The organism is Bifidobacterium sp. SO1, from assembly GCF_018555335.1.
GTDB lineage: Bacteria > Actinomycetota > Actinomycetes > Actinomycetales > Bifidobacteriaceae > Bifidobacterium > Bifidobacterium simiiventris.
Map to the genome: position 1 here is coordinate 38901 of NZ_JAFEJR010000005.1, position 22041 is coordinate 60941.

The following is a 22041-nucleotide window of genomic DNA, read 5'->3' on the forward strand; positions in this document are numbered from 1 at the left end:
GGGCTCGCCTTCCCGGTCGTCTAGTTTCAGCGGATAGTTGACGTATGTCTCGGGGCATGGTTGACGCCGTTGCTTCCCGGGCATACGGTCGGTTCGAGTCATGGAAACGGGCGTAAGCCCGGGAGCTGCCCCGTGTCCTCTGTCCTTCCCGGGCATACGGCCGGTTTGAGTCGTGGGAACGGCTGTAAGCCCGGGAGCTATCCTGTGGGTTTGTTGCTTCCCGGGCATACGGCCGGTTTGGGCGGTTAAGACGGGCGTAAGCCCGGGAGGGGGCGCCCGGGGCTGAGTGCGTTGTGCAGGGCGTGTCGTCCATACCTTAGACGAATCCTGCAAAGATGCTGGATTTTGTCGTCAGTAGGGGGTAATCCAGAAAGTGGATCGGTATATATCGGTCTGCTATGGCATGCGGAGGCTGTGGGGGCCGAAGCTGTGGCACGCCGATGTGTATTGAAATGCCCATAACGAGAAGGACAGCTCATGGGAGAAGAAAACCCGAAGAAGGGTGCGGGAAGCGTTCGCAACGCAGTGGCCACATTGGCCGCGGTCGCGACACTGCTCGGCGGCGGCATCGTCGCGCCGGGCGCACTCGCCGATGATCCGACAACATCCGGCACGTCGACCAGCCAGTCGGCGACGCCGAACGATCAGAACAGCCAGAACGGATCGTCGGATCAGCCCCAGCAAGATCAGCAATCATCAACCAAGGACACCGCATCGGCGGACGGAACCACGGCATCGAAGAAGACGATCACATCGGTCGACGATCCGGGCATCATCCGCGCGACGAAGGGTGATCCGGTCACCCTGCCCGACACGGTGACCGTACACTACGGCGACGGCAGCAAGACGGACGCGAAGGTGGCATGGTCCGGCAACGGATACCAGTCCGGCTCCGATCTCGCCAAGCTGGAAGCCGGCGACTACACGTTCACCGGCACGGTCGACGGCACCGACAAGAAGGCCACGGCCACGGTCAAGCTGGCCGAGCCGGCAGTGAAGACCGATGCCGCGACGGCGGATGCCGACAAGACGCAGTCCGACAAGATGGCCGCTCCCGCGACGGACGAATCGACGCAGGACGACAGTGATGCGAGCGAGCCGACGATCGTCACCGTTGAGGATTCCGAAGCGTACGACCAGCCGGTCGGATTCGCTCCGGACCTGCCGTATGGCGTGACGGTCACCTATTCGAACGGCGACACCGCCTACCGGCAGGTCACCTGGCCGGAGAAGATCGACTCGTCCAAGGCCGGCGACGTGACGGTCGAGGGCACGCTCGAGGGCACAGATATCAAGGCGAAGGCGATCATCCACTTCGTCGGTATCAAGAGCATCGGCAAGGTCTCCGCCACCGTCAGCCCGGGCCAGTATCCGTCCCTCAGCGGCGTGGACATAACGCTCGACAACGGTTCCGTCGTCAACAAGTATCCGAACTGGGACACCAACAAGATCGACTGGTCGGCCACCAAGGCCGGCGACGTCAAGACCGTCACAGGCACGTTCGACGGCTCCGAGAAGACGGTCGAAGCCACCGTCAAGGTGCTCGGCGTCGCCTCGGTCGAAGCCAAGAAGGTCGTCGCCTACGTCGACCGCACCGTGGACCTGCCGTACCAGCTCGACATCAAGTATTCGGACGGCAGCGAAGGCACGACCTCCGACATCCAGTGGGAGGACGGCGCGTATAACAAGCAGTACGACAAGGCCGGCGACTATGAGATCTCCGGCACCGCCAACGGCGTCAAGTTCAAGCTGCCCGTCCACGTGGTCGCCGTCACCTCGATCGATCCGGTGAAGGAAACCACGCGCGTCGGCGTCACCCCGTATCTGGGCACCGTGACCGCGCATCTGTCTGACGGCACCACCGCGTACCTGTACCCGACATGGGATGACTCCGGTGTCGACTACGACACGGTCGGCACGTACACCTTCACCGGCACGTTGAGCGAGACCGATCTCAAGGTCACGGCCACCGTCACGGTGGCCGGCGCCACCTCGGTCGAGCCGGTCGAACTCGCGAACGTGCCGGTCGGGTTCCAGCCCGACCTGCCGGGCTACGTGACCGTCCGATACGGCGAAGGCGACGACGCCCCCACCGATTCCATGCCGGTGACCTGGGACAAGGTCGACTCGTCCAAGGCCGGCACCGTGACGGTGGAAGGCACGGTCGACGGCACGGACATCAAGGCGAAGGCCACCGTGACCTTCATTGCGATCAAGTCCATCGAGAACCCCACGCTTACCACGTCCGCGGGCAAGGACCCGAAACTGGCCGACAACTACGGCTACGTGTCATATGATCTCGTCAACGGTGTGAACACCGGCGCCGAAGTCGACTGGGACCAGTCCGGCATCGACTGGTCGAAGACCAAGGCCGGCGACGTCGTCACCGTCAAGGGCGTGTTCCGCAACAGCACCGTCGGCGTGACCGCCACCGTCAACGTGCGGGGCATCAAGTCGATCGAAGAGCAGAACTTCTACAACCAGCCGGCCGGCATCGCTCCGTATCTGGGCGATTCGACGGTAGTCACCTACGATAACGGCGACACATCCTCCGTGCCGGTCGTCTGGGACGAGTTCGATTCGTCCAAGGCCGGCGACGTGACGGTGGAAGGCACGGTCGACGGCACCGACCTCAAGGCGAAGGCGGTCATTCACTTCGTCGCGGTCAAGAGCATCGAACAGCCGGAAACGTACGTGATGCCGGGAACCGCCCCGGAGCTGCCGTATTCGGTGACGTTCACGCTGGCCAACGGCGAGACCTCCGACGAGAACGTGCAGTGGCAGCGTGACGAGACCGACTGGTCGAAGACCAAGTCCGGGCAGGACGTCAAGGTCACCGGCACGTTCGAGAGGTCCGAGCTCACCGTGACCGCGACCGTGCACGTGCGCGACGCCGTGTCCGTAGAACCGGTGACGGCCGACGCATACGTCAACCGTGACGTGACCTCGCTGCCGAGCCGAGTCACCGTGAACCTTTCCGGCGGCGGCAAGACGACCGAATACGTCGACTGGGGTACGGTCAAGCCGTACGACAAGCCCGGCGACTATACGGTTGAAGGCAACGTTTCGGGACTTGATCTCAAGGCGAAGGCCACGATCCACGTGGTCAAGGTCGATTCGTTCGAGACGGCGAAGGTCGATACGATCAAGACGATGGCCCCGTCGCTGCCGTACATCGTGGTGGCGAAGCTGTCCGACGGCACGAAGGCGAACCTTCACGTGACTTGGGCGGCGGTCGACGCGGCCCAGTACGCCAAGACCGGTTCGTTCACCGTGGAAGGCACCGTGGACGAGACTGATCTCAAGGCGAAGGCCGAAGTCACCGTACGCGACTTCAAGGCGCTCGAAAGCGTGTTCGTCACCACGGCCGTCAATGTGGCGCCCGACATGCCGTATTCGGTCAACATCACGCTTGACGACGGCTCCGTGCAGTCCTACGGCGTGCAGTGGGACGAGATCCCGGCCTCGCAGTACGACCATCAGGGCTCGTTCGAGGTGACGGGTTATGTGACGGACGAGAACGGCAACAAGACCGGCATCGCGGTGAAGGCCAAGGTGCAGGCGTGGGCCATCCGCTCCGTCGAGAACCCGGTCATCTACACGGTTCCAGGCCATGCGCCGGTCATGCCTGACGGCGTCTCCACCGAACTGACGGACGGCTCCTCGCTGTGGCGCAACGTCACGTGGGAGCGCATCGATCCGTCGCAGTATCAGAACCAGACCTCGTTCGAGGTCAAGGGCGATGTCGAAAGCACCGACATCTTCTCGGTCGCCACGGTGCGTGTGGTTGCGGTGGCGAGCGTGGACGACGTCTCGGTGTCGACGCTGGTCGGCCGCAGGGCCAGCCTGCCGGGCAGCGTGTACGTCACCTATGCCGATGGTCGCACCGGTTATCGCGACGTGACGTGGGATTCCTACGACGAGTCGAAGTGGGACACCCTCGGTTCGTTCGTCGTCAACGGCAAGGTCGACGGCACCGATCTGCCGGTCAAGGTGACCGCCACGGTCGCCGGTCTCAAGCGCACCGAGTACACGGAATGGACGATCGCCGGCGAAGCGCCGAGCCTGTCCATCTCCGCCGAACTGACCGATGGTTCCACCACCTGGCTGAACGAGTCCGACATCGCATGGGATCCGATCGATCCCGAACAGTATGCGAAGGACAACGAGTTCGACGTCAAGGGCAAGATCTCGAATTCGGATCTCGTCGTCACCCTGCACGTGACCGTCGCGTCGTTCAAGTCCGTGGATCCGCTGGCACCCGTCACCACGGTGACCGGCGTCCAGCCCGAGTTGCCGGGCCACGCCACCGTGAACTTCAGTGATGGCGGCAAAGGCACCTACGATATCAACTGGCAGCCGATCGACCCCGAGCAGTACGCCAAGCCCGGCACGTTCACGGTAACCGGCAATGTGGTCCGCTTCGGCAAGCCCATCACCGTGGCGGTGACGGTCCAGGACAGCCAGAAGACGAAGGAAGTCTCCGTCTCCACGCTGACCGGCTTCGCACCGAACCTGCCGTACTCGGTGGATACCACGCTATGGGACGGCAGCCATGAAACCGTGGCCGCCCAGTGGGAGACCCCGGACCCGGCATCGTACGCCAAGACCGGTTCGTTCGACGTCAAGGGCTACATCCGCGGCTCCGAATTCCCGATCGTCGCGCACGTCGGCGTCTATGACGCGGCCGATCCGGTGATCAAGACCGTCAAGACAGTGGTCGGCTCGGTGCCGTCGCTCGACGTCTACGACGCGAAGATCACGCTCACCAACGGCGACACCTACTCGTTCGGCTACAACGACAGCATCATTTGGGACACGGTGGATTCCGCCAAGTACAACACGGTCGGCGAGTTCAACGTCGCCGGCAAGTTCCTCGGCAAGAGCCTCGTGGTCTACATCCACGTGATCGTCAGCGGGTTCGACAGCTGGGTGCGCGGCCAGCAGCCGTACGAGGTGAACACGGTCGTCGGCTCCCACAGCAACCTGTACCTGCCGTCGCAGCTGCAGGCGTACACGTCGACCGGCGACGTCGTCTCGGTGGACGTGACGTGGGATTCCTACGACAAGACCCTGCTCGACAAGATCGGCTCGTTCACCGTCAAGGGCAAGACCAGCGGCGTCGCATCCGCCATCGAGGTCAGCGCCACGATCAACGTGGTCGACATCAAGTCGGTCGGGGCGCTCAAGGCCGTCACCACCATCGCCGGCACCGCCCCGGCGCTGCCGTCCGGCGGCCAGGTAACCTACACCAACGGTGAGACGGGATACGCCGCGTTTGCATGGAACGAGGTCAAGCCCGAGCAGTACGCCAAGGCCGGCTCGTTCACGGTCAACGGCACCGCGGCCGACTACAACGGCGGCGGCACCAGCCACAAGATCTCGGTGAAGGTGAACGTCGTCTCCGACGTCGAGTCCGTGGAGCCGACCGAAACGTGGACCGTACCCGGCGTGGCACCGAGCCTGCCGGAGAGCGTCGTCGTGAACTACCCGAAGAGCCTGCTGCGTCGTATGCTCACGCTCTTCGCCGCCGGCGGATCGGCCGGCAGCGGCATGGGCTCCGCGTTGGCCGACAACCAGGCGTACGCGGCCGTGACGTGGAATCCGATCGATCCGAAGTCCTACGCCAAGGACGGCACGTTCACCGTCGAAGGCACGATCGCCGGCAGCAAGAAGAAGGCCAAGGCCACCGTGACCGTCGCCTCCGTCGCCAAGCAGCCGCAGATCCCGGTCGTCACCACCGTGCCCGGCGTGGCGCCGAACCTGCCGTACTCCGTCAACGTGCCGATGTCCGACGGCCAGACCCGTCCGATCGACGTCGACTGGGATACCAGCGGCTTCTCCGAAGACGACTACCAGACCGCCGGCTCGACGTTCTACGTGAACGGCAGCCTGTTCGTCAGCCGGTACGATAACGGCAGCTACGCCACGACCAAGCTCATGGACGTGCGCGTCACCGTGCGCGTCAACGGCGTCAAGCAGGTCATCACCTCCGTGCAGAACGGCACGAAGACCGAGGTCGGCGTGCCGCCGCAGCTGCTGCGCTCCCTGCCGGTCAAGACCTCCGACGGTCTGATCGTCAACGTGCCTGTCACGTGGGATCCGATCCCGCCGAAGAACTACAGGAAGCCCGGCAAGTTCACCGCAACCGGCCACATCGATGCCGTCTCCGGCGGCGTCGCCACGGCCAGCCTGTTCTCCGCCCGCTCGATGGACGCGCGCGTCGCCAACAACGGCGGCACCGTGACCACCGAAGTCGAGGTCATCGCGGCCCAGCAGGAACCGCAGGTCAGCACGGTGCAGTACGTCACCACGACGGTGCTCGCCGGCTCCGGCAAGCTCGACGCGCCGCAGTACGCCACCGTGTACATGACCGACGGCAGCCAGAACGGCGTCGAAGTCGCGAAGTGGGACGACTCGAAGGTCGACTACTCCAAGCCCGGCAGCTACACGGCCACCGCCACGCTCAAGGGCACCGACAGGCAGCTCGTCTACTACATCAACGTGGCGCAGACCGAAAGCGTGTCGTTTGTCGACTTCGCGCCGATGGAACAGACGATCGAGGTCGGCACCAAGACACGCCAGGAGGTCAGCGACGGCTTGCCGCAGGTGGCCACGGCCAGGTACTCCGACGGCTCCACCAAGCTGGTGCCGGTCGACTGGAACCTGACCCCGCTCACCGACGAGGCCGTCAAGACGGTCGGCAAGATCGAGCTGGAAACCACCGCGATCGCCGGCTTCTCCAAGACCGCGAAGATCACGATCAACGTGGTCAAGGGACAGGCGGTGCCGCAGGCGCCGACCGAGAACCTGACCGCCGAGACGCTGGAAGGCATCGAGCCCAAGCTGCCGCAGACCGTGACGATCCACTACAACGACGGTTCCACCAAGGATTCCGCCATCCAATGGGACGACGTCGCGCTCAAGGACTGGGCCGACAGCGATGACTGGCCGGACGGCGTGGAGTCCAAGACCTTCACCGTCGACGGCGTGACCGCGATCGGCAGCTTCCCGATCAAGGTCGTCGTCACCGTCAAGAAGGCCAAGAAGTTCACCGTTTCGTTCGACGCGAACGGCGGCGCTCTTGCCACAGGCACCGCGTCCTCCGCGCTTGTGCACGAAGGCGTGGCGCTCGCCAAGCCGGCCGACCCGACCCGCGCGAAGTACACCTTCGCCGGCTGGACGACCGACAAGGCCGGAGAGAACCCGGTCAGTTGGCCGTACGTGCCGACGGGTGACACCACGCTGTACGCGCAGTGGACGCTCAAGCCGGTGCCGGTCACCGCGGTGACCATCTCCGGCGACGGCGTCAAGGACGGCAAGGCCACCGTGAAGAAGGGCGAGACGCTGACGGCATCCGCCGCCGTCTCCCCGGACGACGCGACCAACAAGTCCGTGACGTGGAAGTCGAACGACACCGCCGTGGCCACCGTGGCGAACGGTGTCATCACCGCTGTGCGCGGCGGCAAGGCGACCATCACCGCGACCGCGGCCGACGGCTCCGGCAAGTCCGCGTCGATCGAGGTCACCGTGCCGGCGACCGTCACGGCCATCGCGGCCAAGGCCAGCAAGACCGAGTACACCAAGGGCGACGCGTTCGACCCGTCGAGCCTGACCGTCACGGCCACGCTCGACGACGGCACGAGCCGCGTGCTGAAGTCCGACGAATACACGCTCTCCGACACCACGCTCGACACGGTCGGCGGCAAGACCGTCACCGTGACGTTCAAGGCGAACCCGGCCGTCACGACCACGTTCTCGCTGACCGTCGCCGAGCGCTACTGGACCGTCGCGTTCGATGCGAACGGCGGCTCGGCGGTCGCATCGCAGTCCGTTGCCGATGACGGTGCGTCTCGCGTCGCCAAGCCGGCCGATCCGACTCGCGACGGCTTCGCGTTCGTCGGCTGGACGACCGACAAGGACGGTTCGGACGTGTACGGATTCGACGCTCCGGTGAGCGGCGACCTGACGCTGTACGCGCAGTGGAAGGATGCCGCCAAGCCGGTCATCTCCGGTGCGGACGACGTGTACGTCGTGCAGGGCGCCAAGTTCGACCCGCTGGCCGGCGTGAGCGCCAAGGACAACGTCGACGGCAAGGTCGAGGTCGCAGTGTCCGGCGATACGGTCGATACCGCGGCTGAGGTCGGCACCGAGTTCACGCTCACCTACACCGCGACCGACGCGGCCGGCAACACGGCCACCGCGACGCGCAAGGTGACCATCGTCGAGAAGACCGTGGACGTGGACGAGTCCAAGACCGCGATCTCCGGTGAGGGCGTCAAGGGCGGCAAGGTCACCGTGAAGAAGGGCGAGACGTTGTCTGTCGCCGCTTCCGTGGCTCCGGCCAACGCGACGCACGTGCGCATCGCATGGTCCACCTCCGACAAGAAGGTGGCCGCGGTCGAGGCCGGCGAAGGTCGGACGGCAACCGTCAAGGCACTGCGCGGCGGCAAGGCGACCATCACGCTCAAGGTCTACCAGGCCAACCCGGTGAACCTCGAGCCCGGCAAGGAGAAGCTCGTGGCCACCAAGACCATCGAGATCACCGTGCCGAAGACCGCCGAATCGGTCAAGCCGCTGGCTGATCTGACCGTGTACGCAGGCCACGCGCCCGAACTGCCGACGACCGCCACCGTGGTCTACGACGACGGCTCCGAGGAGGCTGGCAAGACGATCGCATGGGACGCCGAACAGTTCGTCGACTGGCCGAAGGCGCAGATCGGCTTCGTCGCCGTGCTGAACGGTACGGTCGAAGGACTGCCGGTTTCGGTCACGGTCACCGTGGTCAACGACACCGAGGCACCGGTGCTCTCCGGCATCGATGACCGGTCCATCAAGGTCGGAGACGAGTTCGACCCGCTGGCTGGCGTGTCCGCCAAGGACAACGTCGACGGCGACGTCACCGCGAACATCACGGTCGACGGTACGGTCGACACGACCAAGGCCGGCAGCTACACGCTGACCTACACCGTGTCCGATTCCTACGGCAACGTCACCACGGCGGTGCGCACCATCACCGTGACGGCCGAGCCGGTCAAGCCGACGCCGGAACCGGAGAACCCGGGCAAGCCGAGCAAGCCGGGTGAGCCCGAGAATCCGAGCAAGCCGGGCGAACCGACGCCGGAACAGCCTTCCGAACCGGGTGACAAGCCGACCGAACCGGAGAACCCGAGCAAGCCCGGAGAACCGGAACAGCCGGAGAACCCGGCCGAGCCCGGCAAGCCCGAGCAGCCCTCCGAACCGAACGACAAGCCGACGCCTGAACAGCCGGCCAAGCCTGGCGACAACGGTCAGAACGGCGGCTCCGGCACTGCCGACGGCTCCGGCAACCAGTCCGGTCAGTCCGGTCAGTCCGGTCAGAACGGCCAGTCCGGTACTGCGGATCAGAACCAGGCTTCCGGTCAGTCCGGCAAGCAGGCCTCCGACGACAAGAAGACGAGTCTGTCGAAGACCGGTGCCGCGTCCAATGTGGCGGCTCTCGTGGCCCTGATGCTGGCCGTCATGGGTCTGGCGCTCAAGATAGGCGGACGCCGCAACCGCGGTCGTCACCAGCGCTGAACGCCTCCGTTGAATAGCTAGCGCAAACCGGCGGTTTCCCTTTCGGGAGGCCGCCGGTTTGCGCTAGGTGGGCCGGGGAATGTAAACGGGTCTTGGCAGTCGTCGGATTCATCCCCCGTTGCTCACGTAAGTGGGTGGATCTGGACACGACAATCCGTAGGTGGGTGGATCCGGACTCCGCCAACCCAAAAGTGGGTAGATCCGGACCCAAGAATCCATAGGTGGGTAAATCTGTACTAGTAACTGCCGATTCGGTGGTCCAAAGGGTAGAGATCTACCCACTTTTGGTTTTTCGGGCCGGATGGAGTCCGGATTTACCCACTTTCCTGTGGGTGAAGTCTTGGATCATCCTGTCCTTGTGAACGAAATCAGTTCTTCCCCGCCTTTTCGTGAACGATCGTGCCGGCCACAGCGGATCGGACGGGTCATCCTGCTGACATGAGGTATCCTTGACATAGTGTCAAAGTGGATGGAGGTTCAAGGATGAGCACGAAGACGCACACGCAGGGCATCAACGGCCGAAAAACGGATGCCGCATCGACCATTGCGGCCACCGAACCGGCCTCGTCCTGCATCGCACCTGATTCCGCGCCGACGCCGGTCGTACCGACGAATCTGGCTACATCGGTCAAACCGGCCGTCAAGGATCTGCCAACCGCCAAGGTCTGGGCGTTCGCGACCGGCCAGTTCGGCTGGGCGCTCCTGAGCGGCATCATCTCCAACTGGCTTGTGTACTTCTACCAGCCCGATGCCGAAACCATCGCGCAGGGCCAGACCGTCTTCGTGCCGCAGGGTCTCGTCATCCTCGGGATCGTCACCGTCGTCGGCGGCATCACCGCGTTCGCGCGCTTCTTCGACGCGTTCGTCGACCCGGCCGTCGCGAGCCTGTCGGACCGCAGCAAATCCCCGCGCGGCCGGCGCATCCCGTTCCTGCAGTTCGCCGCGCTCCCGCTCGCCGTCGTCACGGTCCTCGTCTTCTGGAGCCCGGTCAACACGACCAGTTGGGCGAACGCCGCGTTCCTGTTCGTCACCGTCATCGGCTACTACATCGCGCTCACGTTCTATTGCACGCCGTACAACGCGCTCATCGCCGAGCTCGGTCATGACTCGAAGCAGCAGCTCAACATCTCCACGACCATCTCGTTCACGTTCATCGCCGGCACCGCCGTCGCGTACGTCGCGCCGGTCATCTGGGGCGCGTTCGTGCCCGGGCTTGGCCGCGTGAACGCGATACGCGTGACGTTCACGATCCTCGCCGCGATTGCATTCGTATGCATGCTCGTGCCTGCGCTCACGATCGACGAGCGCGAGTATGTGGATTCGAAGCCGACCAGCGAGGACACGCTCACCTCGCTCAAGGAGACGTTCCGCGACCGCGAGTTCGTGAAGTTCGTCAGCTCCGACATCGTGTATTGGATTGCGATCACGATGTTCCAGACTGGTCTGCCGTTCTTCGTGACGAGTCTGCTCAAGCTGCCGGAAACGAGCACGACGATCTACTTCGTGCTCATGACCGGCGTTTCGGTGCTGTTCTACCTGCCGGTGAATATGTTTGCAGGCCGCATCGGCAAGAAGCGGCTGATGCTGGTCGGATTCGTGATCTTCACATGCGCGTACGTGTTCGCGTCGCTGCTCGGCTCGGGCGTGCTCAGCACGATCCCGGCGATGGCGCAGGGCGTGGTGCTGTCGGTGGCGTGCGCGATCCCGATGGCGATCTTCGGCATCCTGCCGCAGGCCGTGGTGGCGAACATCGCGGGCGCGAGTTCCAAGACGACCGGTGAGGACAGGCAGGGCATGTTCTATGCGGCGCGTACGTTCGCGATGAAGATGGGGCAGAGCCTGTCGATGCTGCTGTTCACCGGCCTGAGCACGATCGGCGCGGGAAGCGGCTTCGGCTATCGCGCGGCCGCCGTGTGCGCGGCGGTGCTGTGCGGCCTGGGCGGGCTGATCTTCGCGTTCTACGACGAGAAGAAGGTGCTCGCCGTGCTTGAGGCGTGAAACAGGTCTCTCAACCGTCAGAACGAGCCGTCGGAGCCTCGCGCGGCAGGCATAAGCACCGGTGCCGTGATCGGCGTGTTGCGAGGGGACGCTTGCGGCGGAATATCGGATGGTGAGACGATGCCGGATGAATTCTGACATATTCGCCGTTGATATTCCGCCATAATCGTGCGACTACCGCAAACCGTCCAAAAAATCAAGACTGTTTTTTCTGGAAGTTTCCTCGTACTTTATTGCGCGGTGGGCGAAACGCCCATATGCGCATATGAGAGGAAGCTTCGCAATGTCGAATCGTGCCATGATGACCGCCGCCACGAGCGCCGTGGACGGTGGTTTTGTCGCGCGCACGGCAACGCACACGATCGCCAAGGCCACGGCCGCCGCGATCGCGTTCATCGCCGCGTTCGTGACCATGCTGAGCCTCGCCGTCGCCCCGGTCTCCGGCGGCGCGACGTCCGCGATCCTGCCGGTCACGCAGACCGCGGCCGCCGCCGACGGCACCGTCGACTACCAGACCTGGGCCGCTGTCGCCAAGGCGATCGACGACCAGCTGCAGGACGGCCTCAAGGAATACACGTCCGGCAACACGGCCGGTTCGACGTCCAAGTTCATGGCCGCGTACAACACGATCTACATCGCGTCCAACTTCACCGCCGTCGTGCGCGACTCGGTCAGCTCCGATAAGCAGGCCGCACAGCAGCAGGCGTTCCAGGACATCCAGAACCTCTCGTACACGTCCGGCAACGACGAACAGCTCAAGACCAAGATCGCCGATCTGGTGAACGACCTGAACGCGACGGCGCAGCAGCTCGACGCCAACACCGGTGTTTCCAACCCGAAGAAGTACGCCGAGGACCTACAGGCGCAGATCGCCAAGGAACGCAAGGAACTCGACGCCAAAAAGAAGAAGAACCCGGGCAAGGGCAACCGTTCGTGGACCGACGTGGCCAACGAGATGACCCCGATCCTCGACAACGCGTACAAGGCGTACGCGGCGGGCGACGCGGCCAAAGGCGCGACGCTCGTGAACAACGCGTACTACCAGTACTACGAGAAGCTCGGCTTCGAGAAGAACGTGATGAACGCGATCAGCGGCAACCGCGTCTCCGAGGTCGAATACCAGTTCAAGATGTGCCGCAAGTCAATGAACACCGGCGCGGACCTCAAGAGCACCAAGCAGCTCATCGACGACCTCAAGGCCATGCTGGTCAAGGATGCGGGCATCCTCGACGGCGGTGCGGCCGACAAGGAGGGTGGCTTCACGAAGTTCATCACCAGCGCGGTCGGCCAGGCGTTCCTGATCCTCATCCGCGAGGGTCTTGAGGCGCTGCTCGTGGTTGCGGCCGTGGTGGCGTACCTCGTCAAGTCCGGCAACAAGCGCTTCACCAAGTGGATCTATCTCGGCGTGCTCGCCGGCCTTGCGGGCGCCGGCCTGGTCGCGGTGATCTTCGTGCTCGCGTTCGGCGGCTCCGGCCCGATCCAGGAGATCATGGAGGGCGTGTGCGCGCTCATCGCCATGGGCATGCTGCTGTGGACCAGCAACTGGATGCTCAACAAGTCGAGCGTGGAGGCATGGAACCGGTACATTCGCACCAAGACTGAGGCGGCCGTCAAGTCGGTGTCCGCGCAGGTCGAGTCCGGCGATCACGTCGCGTTCGGCACGGTGATGTCGCTTGCGATGCTGAGCTTCCTCGCCGTGTTCCGCGAGGGCGCCGAAACGGTGATCTTCTACCAGTCGATCTACTCGATGAGCCAGGATACGAAGGGCATGTGGACGGGCGGCATCGCCGCGGCAGTGGTGCTCGTGATCATCTTCTTCGTCATCCGGTTCACGTCGGTGAAGATTCCGATCGGCCCGTTCTTCCTCGTCACATCGATCCTGATGTCGGTGCTCGTGGTCGTCTTCGCGGGCGGCGGCGTGCACGCGCTGATCGAAGGCGACGCGCTGCCGGCCAACTACCTGCAGGGCGTGCCGACGAACGACTGGCTCGGCTTCTACCCGTACGTCGAGTGCATTGTGGCGCAGGTGATCGCGGCTATCGCGGTGATCGCGCTGTTCGTGGTCGGCTTCGTCAAGCAGCGCAAGGCCAAGGCCGAGCTTGCCGCGGGCGGTTCCGGACCGGTCGAGACTGCTGCCGCAGCCAAGTAATAGATTTTCCCAAAAATTTCAACCTAGACAAAGGAAGAGAAATATGAAGAACAAGAAACTCGCCGCCGTCCTCGGTGTGCTGCTCGCCGGTTCGATGGCCTTCTCGCTGGCCGCCTGCGGCTCGACCACCGCGTCGAACGACAACGCCAAGTCGAACACCTCCACCTCCGACACCACCAAGTCGGACGACACCAAGTCCGATGACACCTCCTCCGACGCCGGCGCCGGCTTCGAGGAAGTCCCGGTCGGCCCGTCCGGCACCGCCGAGGAGCAGGATCAGGACAACGGCCCGCTGACCGTCGGCGCCGTGTACTTCCAGCCGATCGACATGGAACCGGCTTCCTCCGGCCTCAAGGCCGCGGACGCCTCCTTCCACCTCGAGGCCGACATCCACGCCAACGAGAAGGGCACCGAGCTCGGCTACGGCAAGGGCAATTTCGTGCCGGATCTGACCGTGAACTACACGATCATCGACAAGTCCACCGGCAAGGAGGTCGAGGGCGGCAAGGCCACCTCCGGTACCTTCATGCAGATGAACGCCTCCGACGGCCCGCACTACGGCGCCAACGTCAAGCTCGACAAGGCCGGCACCTACCAGCTCAAGCTCTCGATCGAATCCCCGGCCGCCAAGGGCTGGATGCTGCACGTCGACCCGGAGACCGGCGTCAAGGGCCGCTTCTGGACCGAGCCGATCGAAGTCACTTTCGACAACTGGGATTACACGCCGCGTCAGTGGTGATGACAACCGCGGCTAACGTGGGCAATTCCATCATGACTGCATAGCACAACGCTCCCTTCCGCACGAGGGGAGCTTTTGCTGTTTTTAGGATGCTGACGAAACGATGAAAGGACGCGAATGCTTGAACAATTCGTGACGGTGATGCCGGGGACGCTAGCCCCCGCATTGCTCGTGATGTGCCTGAGCGTGATGCTCACGGTCGGCGAGGGGCGCGACAAGCCGATCAGCACGCATTGGCGCCTGTGGGGTGTCGGCGTCGGCCTCGTTGCCGCGATCGTGTTCGCGGCCCTGCGCGCGTCGGCCGTCATCAACCAGCGCACGTTCGTCAACTATCCGGTGCTGTGCGTCGCGGTCGTCGTCGACTTGCTCGCGCTGGCGACCGTCATCCTCGCCCGCCGCATCACGACGAACTGGCAACGGCACGCGATCTGGATGCACGTCGCGAACGCGGTCGCCGCGATCGACATCGCGCTCACGCTGTTCTACGCGCTGCCCGACGTCATCCTGCAGCTGACGATCTGGGTCGAGCCGGGCGACCCGATCTTCACGTCGGCGATGCTGCTGCGCGCGCTCGGCTTTGCGCTGGGACTGGCGATGTCGATCATCGTCGCCGCGATCTTCCGCACGATGCGATCGACCGCGGTGCGGCCCGCGTTCACGGCCGCCGTCGTGCTGACGATGGCGATCCTGTTCGTGCAGCATCTGACTGGCCTCGCGCAGATCCTGCAGGCGCGCGGATTCCCGATGAACCACACCGAGTTCGTGTTGCTTGCGTGGTCGATCAACAACAACCGCGGCATGATCATGGCACAGGCGTTCACGTTCCTGATCCCGGCCGTCGCGTCGATCGTCGCCGGATTCCGCATGCCGATGACCGGTCCGAACGAGGCGACCGTGCGCAAGCACAAGGCGTTCCGTCGTCGTGCGGTCGCGGCGGCCGTGTGGAGCGTCGTCGCGATGATCGGCGTGACGTTGACGCTCACGGTCGGCGTGGCCGCGACCCAGCAGGAGGTCACGCTTTCGCCGCCGGAGGCGTACTCGTTGAAGGACGGCGTCGCGACGATCCCGTTCAGCCAGGTCGAGGACGGCCACCTGCACCGCTTCGAATACAAGGCGAAGGACGGCACGGTGATGCGGTTCATCATCATCAAGAAGAACGGCGGCGCATACGGCATCGGCCTCGACGCATGCGAGAACTGCGGCGACGCCGGATACTACGAGAAGGACGGCAAGATCATCTGCAAGAAGTGCGAGGTCGCGATCAACCTGGCGACCATCGGCTTCCGCGGCGGATGCAACCCGGTGCCGTTCCCGTACAAGACCGGCAACGGCAAGATCACCATTCAGACTGCGGATCTGGACGCCCTGAGCGCCCACTTCCAGTGAGACCACAACCTCTTGGCCCCCTCGGCTGAGGGGGCTGTCAGCGAAGCTGACTGGGGGAGTGTCAGGGGATTGAACGCATAAGCACTTGGCTGTCCCTCAATCAGCTCCCCTGAAGGTAATCAAAGCTTTTCGAGCGCATAGCTTCTGACGCTCCCCCAGTCACGGCTACGCCGCGACAGCCCCCTCAGCCGAGGGGGCCGAGAACCCGGAAAAGGAGGAACACGTTGTTCTTTCTGCGAATGATCGCGCGGTCGTTCACGCGCCAGCTGCGCAGGCGGCTGCTCATCGCGCTCACCGTGTGCCTGTCGGCCACGGTCAGCGTCTCGATGCTGGGCGTCGTCTTCGACGTCGGCGACAAGCTTAACGCCGAACTGTCGACGTACGGCTCGAACATCGTCGTCCAGCCGAAGGCCGATGCGGTCGTCTCCGACCTGTACAACACAACAGGGCTTACGGGCGCGGCCGCCCAGGCCGACCCGACCGCGTTCCTCAAGGAATCGGACGCAGCCAAGATCAAGACGATCTTCTGGGCGTTCAACATCACCAACTTCGCGCCGCAGCTCAACGTGCATGCCGAGGTCGACGGCATGAACGCGCCGCTCGTCGGCACCTGGTTCAACAAGGAGCTCAAGCTTGCGTCCGGCGAGACGACCGTGGTCGGCGTCGAGGGCATGCGTTCGTGGTGGAAGATCGAAGGTGCGTGGCCGAAGGACGACACCGATCAGGGCATGATCGGTGCGACGCTCGCGCAACAGCTCGGCGTGGGCGTGGGCGATACCGTGACGCTTAAGAAGACCACGGCATCCGGCAAGCACAACGAGCAGGCGATCAAAATCGTCGGCGTGTACGATTCCGGCGACGACGAGAACGGTTCGCTGTACTTGTCGAGTTCGGTCGCGCAGGTGCTCGCGGACCTGCCCGATGCGGCCGACAAGATCGAGGTGAAGGCGCTGACCACGCCGGAGAACGACCTCGCGCGCAAGGCCGCGCAGAACCCGGCCGCGCTCAGCCAGGACGACTGGGAGACGTGGTACTGCACCGCGTACCCGAGTTCGATCGCGTACCAGATCGAAGAGGTGATCCCGGACGCGGTCGCCAAGCAGGTGCGGCAGGTCGCCGCGCTGCAGGGCAACGTGCTGCAGAAGACGCAGGCCGTGATGATTCTGATGACCGTGCTGAGCCTGATCGCGGCGGCCGTGGCCGTGGCGAACCTGATGGTCGCCTCGATCGGGGAGCGGTCGGCCGAGCTGGCGCTGCTCAAGGCGATCGGCGCGACGGACGGCGCGGTGTCGCGTCTGATGATGGCCGAGACGGCGGCGATCGCATTGCTCGGTGCGATCGTTGGCGCGGGGCTCGGTTCGGGCGTGGCGCAGCTGATCGGGCACGTGGTGTTCGGCTCGGGCATCACGATGCGGCCGATGGTGTTCGTGCTAGTGTTCGTGCTGCTCGCGATCACCGTGCTCATCGCGTCCGCGTCGTCGATCCGCTCGATCCTGAGCCTGCGCCCCGCGGAGGTGCTGCATGGCCGGTGAGTTTTCTTCACAGTGTCATTTCGAGCGCAGCGCAGCGAAGTCGAGAAATCTCTTCTTTTCGACGCGTGTGACGATGCCTCGTATACGGTCGTTTTTCGACATGATCAGATTGCTCCGTTCGGCTGTCGCCTCGGTCGAAATGACAAGGTTACGCATTGATATGACGAGGAAAGGAGTGGTGAGATGACGAATACCGGGATGTTCTTCCGCATGCTGCTCAGCGCCGTGTTCCGGCGGCGCTCGCGTGCGATGATGGCGGTCGTCGCGTCGCTGGTCGGCGCGGCCACGCTGTTCTGCCTGGCGATGATCTGCATCGCCGTGCCGCAGCAGATGAACGAGGAGATGCGCGCGTACGGCGCGAACCTGATCGTCACGCCGACCTCGTCCACCGCGTCGGCCGACAAGGCCGGCATCGACGAGGCGATGGTCGAGCACACCACCGAGATGGTTGCGGCGAAGGGCTCCGAGAAGCATGCGACCTACCGGTATGAGAACGTTCGCGTGAACGCCGCGCCATACGTGATGGCCGGCGTGGACGCCGCGCAGGTGAAGAACCTCAACCATCACTGGGTGGTCGACGGCTCGTGGCCGTCCGACGGCAAGGTGCTCGTCGGCCGAGACATCGCCGACGCGATCGGCCTCAAGGTCGGCTCGCGCATCACCATCGCCTACCGCGCCTCCGACAACTCCTCCACCACCTCGGCTCCCTCAGATGGGTCGAGCCGTGAAGGAAACGCCGGCGGCGTTTCTAGGCGAGAGAGCGACGACAGTCGCTCCAGTGAAACGGCCGAAGGCTCCGCAGTTGCTGGGCAGGCTGGCTCGCGCAGCGAGACTGAGGGAGGGAACACGGGCTCCACCTCCAGCACCAACGGAACGACCAGCACGCAGTCCTCCGGCCAGCCCACCCAGGACGGCCGCGTCTCCAGCGACATCATGGACACGTCCGGCACCGAATTCCGCGTCGCCGGCATCGTCGACACCGGCGGCAGCGAGGACTCGATCATCTACGCCACCAACGCCGACGTCAACAAGCTCACCGGCGTCACGCGCGGCGTCGACGTCATCGAATACTCCGCCGGTGCGAACGATCTCAACGCGCTGGTCCAAAGCATCAACGACATGACGTCCATGCACGTCAAGGCGCAGCAGGTCACCAAGATCACCGCATCCGACACGCGCATCATCACCATGCTGCAAACGTTGTTCTGGATCGTCTCGCTCGTCGTGCTCGTGCTCACGCTCGTCGGCGTCGGCACCACGATCAGCTCGATCGTCTCGCAGCGCCGTAACGAGATCGGCCTGCGCAAGGCGCTCGGCGCCAGCTCGTCGGCGATCGGCATCGAATTCTACGTCGAATCGGCCATGTACGGCCTCATCGGCGGCCTTGTCGGCACCGCGATCGGCTACGGGCTCGCGCAATGGCTGTGCGTGGCCGTGTTCGAACGTTCGATCGGCTTCAACTGGTGGCTCGGCGTCGCGTCCGTACTGCTCGCGGCGATCGTCGCGGTCGTCGCCTCCATCCCGCCCGTCCACCGCGCCACGCGCATCGACCCGGCCGTCGTACTGCGCGAGGAATAATCGTCATCATGTCATTTCGACCGAGCGAAGCGAGTGGAGAAATCTCTTACACGACAACCGCTCCGCAAGATTTCTCGGCTCCGCTGCGCTCTGCTCGAAATGACACCGAGTGAGTAAGGAAACATCATGGATATGCTGCTTGAACTCGACCATATCTCGAAGATCTACGGCGACCTGCACGCCGTGGACGACCTGAGCCTGACCGTGCCGGCCGGGCAGTGGCTGGCGATCGTCGGCTCGTCCGGCTCCGGCAAGACCACGCTGATGAACATGATCGGCTGCATGGACACGCCGAGCAAAGGTTCCGTCAAACTCGAAGGGCGCAAACTCGAGGACCTCAACGCCGGCCAGCTCGCGGACGTGCGCAAGAACCTCATCGGCCTCGTGTTCCAAAAGTTCTACCTCGTGCCGCACCTGACGGCCGTGGAGAACGTGATGGTCGCGCAGTACTACCATTCGGTCGTGGACGAGAAGCAGGCGCTCGAGGCGCTGGACCGCGTGGGACTGAAGGAGCGCGCGCACCACCTGCCGAGCCAGCTGTCCGGCGGCGAGCAGCAGCGCGTGTGCATCGCGCGTGCGCTCATCAACGATCCGAAGCTGATCCTCGCCGACGAGCCGACCGGCAACCTCGACGAGAAGAACGAGAAGATCGTGCTCGACCTGTTCCGTCAGCTGCACGAGCAGGGCACGACGATCATCGTGGTGACCCATGATGCTTTGGTGGCGAGCTGCGCGGAGCGCGAGATCATGCTCAACCACGGCGTGCTCGTGGGCGAGAAGTGGAACGACGAGGCCGCACGGAAGGCGTACGAGGCCGCGGGCGGGCATCCGGCGTCCACCGGCGCGGCCGTCGAGGGCGCGCAGACCGGCGAGACCGCGATCGGATTCGCGGACCCGACCAAGGCCGCGAAAACCGGCGGGGAAGAGTGAGCGAATAGTTCCTGCGATCTGGACGCTTCCTTCTTGTCATTTCGGGCGAGGCGAAGCCGAATCGAGAAATCTTAATACCTCGCTGGATGGTAGAGATTTCTCCGCTCGCTGGCGCTCGGTCGAAATGACAGTGAGGGCCATGAGATCAACTACTGTGGAGTGATATGAGCGATACGAACACGTTGAAGAAGTCCGCGGTTGTTGCGGCGGCCGGACTGGTGGTGGCCGGCGCGATGTTGGCCGGATGCGGCGAGCCGAAGGCCACGCCGATGAACGACGAGTATTCCGGCAATTCGGGCGAGACCGAGCAGTCGCAGGAGCAGCAGTCGAACTCGGGCGATGGTTCCTCGTCGTCTGGCTCGTCGTCTTCGACGGGCGCGGGCAGCCGCGACACCGGCACGAAGTCCGACAAGAAGGACACCGGCAACTACGCGGACGGCACGTATTCGGTCAACGGCCAGTACGGCCCGATCGGCGAGGACACGATCGACGTGCATGTGACCGTCAAGGATCAGAACGTCGAAAAGGTCGAGATCGTCGGGCACCCGTTTACGAGCATCTCGAAGAAGCATCAGACCGACTTCGCGGAGGCGATCAACGGCGTGGTCGACGGCAAGCCGCTCAAGGACTTGAAGGTCGACACGGTCGCCGGCGCCAGCTGGACCACCGACGCCTTCAACGCCGCCCTCGAGGTAGCCCGCCAAGAAGCCTCCATCCAGTAGCGTCCGCGTCGCCACATCGGTATCGCTTGCCTGTCATCTCCGCATACCCGCGACCGCGTATGCTGCTGGCGGAGCCTCGGCTCCCTCGGCTGAGGGAGCTGTCACGCGTAGCGTGACTGAGGGAGCGTCGCGGCCAACGGCCGCCAGTAAACACAGCATCGCGCAACGCGCGATCCCAATACGAAAACCATTGGTCACCCTTCAGCAACCCGCCCCATCGCCACCCGGTCAATCTCCCCGCATACCGCGTCGAACATGCGATCCACCTGATTGTTCGCGAACCGGACCACCAACAACCCCGGCACCGTCGCTTCCATCTCCCGGGTCCGTTGCAGATCCTCGGCCTGCTGTTCCGTCGTGTAGTGTCCGCCGCCGTCCAGCTCGACCACGAGCCGCGCCTTCGTGCAGTAGAAGTCGGCGATGCGTTCGCCGATGGGTTTCTGGCGTTGCCAGCGTAGGGTGTGGGTTTTGAGGAACCGGTGCCATAGCTTGCGTTCCCACGGGGTCATGGTGCGGCGGAGTTGTTTGGCGAGTGGCGTGTTGGCTAGGTTGTAGTCCCTCATGGGTTGATCGTAGCGGATGATGCGTGTGGTATTGGAATCGCGCGTTGCGCGATGCTGTGTTGTTGGCGGCACTGGCGTGCCGCGACGCTCCCTCAGTCAGCCTACGGCTGACAGCGTCCTGCAATTACGGACAGCCTACGGCTGACTGTTTGCCGGCTCGCCTGTCGGCTCGCACATTGCCTACAAACAGCTCTGCTGTTTGCTTAACGGCAATGTCCCTCAGCCGAGGGAGCCGGGGCTCCGCCAGCGCTATCGCGAATGGGGTATGAGAAGCGGCGTCGTATTGCGTTAGGCGCGGGCTAGGGCGGGCCACAGGAGGGCGGTCATGCGCTCGGGCCAGTCGGCGGCCGTGTCCGGGGCAAGGGCCTTGGCGGCGAGCATCGAGCCGAGTGTGGTGCCGAACAGAAAATGCGCGTCCACATCCGTACGGAACGCCCCGGCCTCCACGCCGCGCGCGATGAACTGCGCGAACCGCTGCTGCGCCGGATCGATGATCTGCCTCGCCAGCCCATGCACCGCCTGATTGCTGGTCGAGAGCACCACGCCCACCGCCTTCAGGCCGATCTCGTCGTTGAAACTGGCCGCGACACGCTCCAGCAGGATCCGCAATCCCTCGCGTGTGGCCTCCAAATGCCCGAACTCCGGCAAGCTCACCGCCTCGATCTGCAGGTGGCGCAACAGGTCGTCCGTGTTGCGGTATCGCCGATAGATCGTGGTCTTCGCCACTCCGGACCGTCGCGACACCTCCTCGATGGTCATCGCGCCGATGCCGTCCGAGATGAGGATGTCGAGCGTCGCCTGTGCGATCTTACGGTCCGTGGCCTCACGCGTGCGTGCGGCGCGCGGCGGAACGGAAGTCGTTGATGAGTCGGTCATGATTCCTTCC

11 protein-coding genes are annotated in these 22041 nt (G+C 64.2%); 9 read left to right on the forward strand and 2 right to left on the reverse strand.

Annotated elements, in window-relative coordinates:
* Window positions 1–477 precede the first annotated feature (477 nt).
* The 9 genes from JS541_RS14755 (at window position 478) to JS541_RS06040 (ending at window position 20592) form a co-directional block, all read left to right on the forward strand.
* Window positions 478–9558: an Ig-like domain-containing protein gene (locus tag JS541_RS14755; protein ID WP_276310680.1), complete on the forward strand. Its 9081-nt coding sequence runs from the start codon at window positions 478–480 to the stop codon at window positions 9556–9558.
* Window positions 9559–10131: 573 nt separating this feature from the next.
* Entirely contained in the window at window positions 10132–11556 is a 1425-nt protein-coding gene (locus JS541_RS06005; RefSeq protein WP_346428295.1) for an MFS transporter, read from the forward strand.
* Between the two features lie 412 nt (window positions 11557–11968).
* Window positions 11969–13705, forward strand: coding sequence for an FTR1 family protein (locus JS541_RS06010; RefSeq protein ID WP_214373638.1), 1737 nt, complete (start codon window positions 11969–11971; stop codon window positions 13703–13705).
* Window positions 13706–13748: 43 nt separating this feature from the next.
* On the forward strand, window positions 13749–14444 hold the full coding sequence (locus JS541_RS06015; RefSeq protein ID WP_214373563.1) for an iron transporter: 696 nt from the start codon (window positions 13749–13751) through the stop codon (window positions 14442–14444).
* A gap of 117 nt (window positions 14445–14561) precedes the next feature.
* Window positions 14562–15830, forward strand: coding sequence for a DUF2318 domain-containing protein (locus JS541_RS06020; protein ID WP_214373564.1), 1269 nt, complete (start codon window positions 14562–14564; stop codon window positions 15828–15830).
* A 224-nt stretch (window positions 15831–16054) separates the two neighbouring features.
* The gene (locus JS541_RS06025; RefSeq protein WP_214373565.1) at window positions 16055–17362 is read left to right on the forward strand and encodes an FtsX-like permease family protein; all 1308 of its coding nucleotides are present in this window, start codon (window positions 16055–16057) and stop codon (window positions 17360–17362) included.
* Between the two features lie 183 nt (window positions 17363–17545).
* Window positions 17546–18940 carry an FtsX-like permease family protein gene (locus tag JS541_RS06030; RefSeq protein WP_214373566.1) on the forward strand — a complete coding sequence of 465 codons (1395 nt, stop codon included), beginning with the start codon at window positions 17546–17548 and terminating at the stop codon, window positions 18938–18940.
* 132 nt (window positions 18941–19072) lie between these two features.
* Window positions 19073–19870, forward strand: a complete 798-nt coding sequence (locus JS541_RS06035) for an ABC transporter ATP-binding protein (RefSeq protein WP_214373639.1) — start codon at window positions 19073–19075, stop codon at window positions 19868–19870.
* A 164-nt stretch (window positions 19871–20034) separates the two neighbouring features.
* The gene (locus JS541_RS06040; RefSeq protein WP_214373567.1) at window positions 20035–20592 is read left to right on the forward strand and encodes an FMN-binding protein; all 558 of its coding nucleotides are present in this window, start codon (window positions 20035–20037) and stop codon (window positions 20590–20592) included.
* A 194-nt stretch (window positions 20593–20786) separates the two neighbouring features.
* Here the strand turns inward: JS541_RS06040 and JS541_RS06045 are convergent, their stop codons facing one another.
* On the reverse strand, window positions 20787–21155 hold the full coding sequence (locus tag JS541_RS06045; RefSeq protein ID WP_214373568.1) for an endonuclease domain-containing protein: 369 nt from the start codon (window positions 21153–21155) through the stop codon (window positions 20787–20789).
* Between the two features lie 288 nt (window positions 21156–21443).
* Window positions 21444–22031, reverse strand: a complete 588-nt coding sequence (locus JS541_RS06050) for a TetR family transcriptional regulator (RefSeq protein ID WP_214373569.1) — start codon at window positions 22029–22031, stop codon at window positions 21444–21446.
* Window positions 22032–22041: the final 10 nt, after the last annotated feature.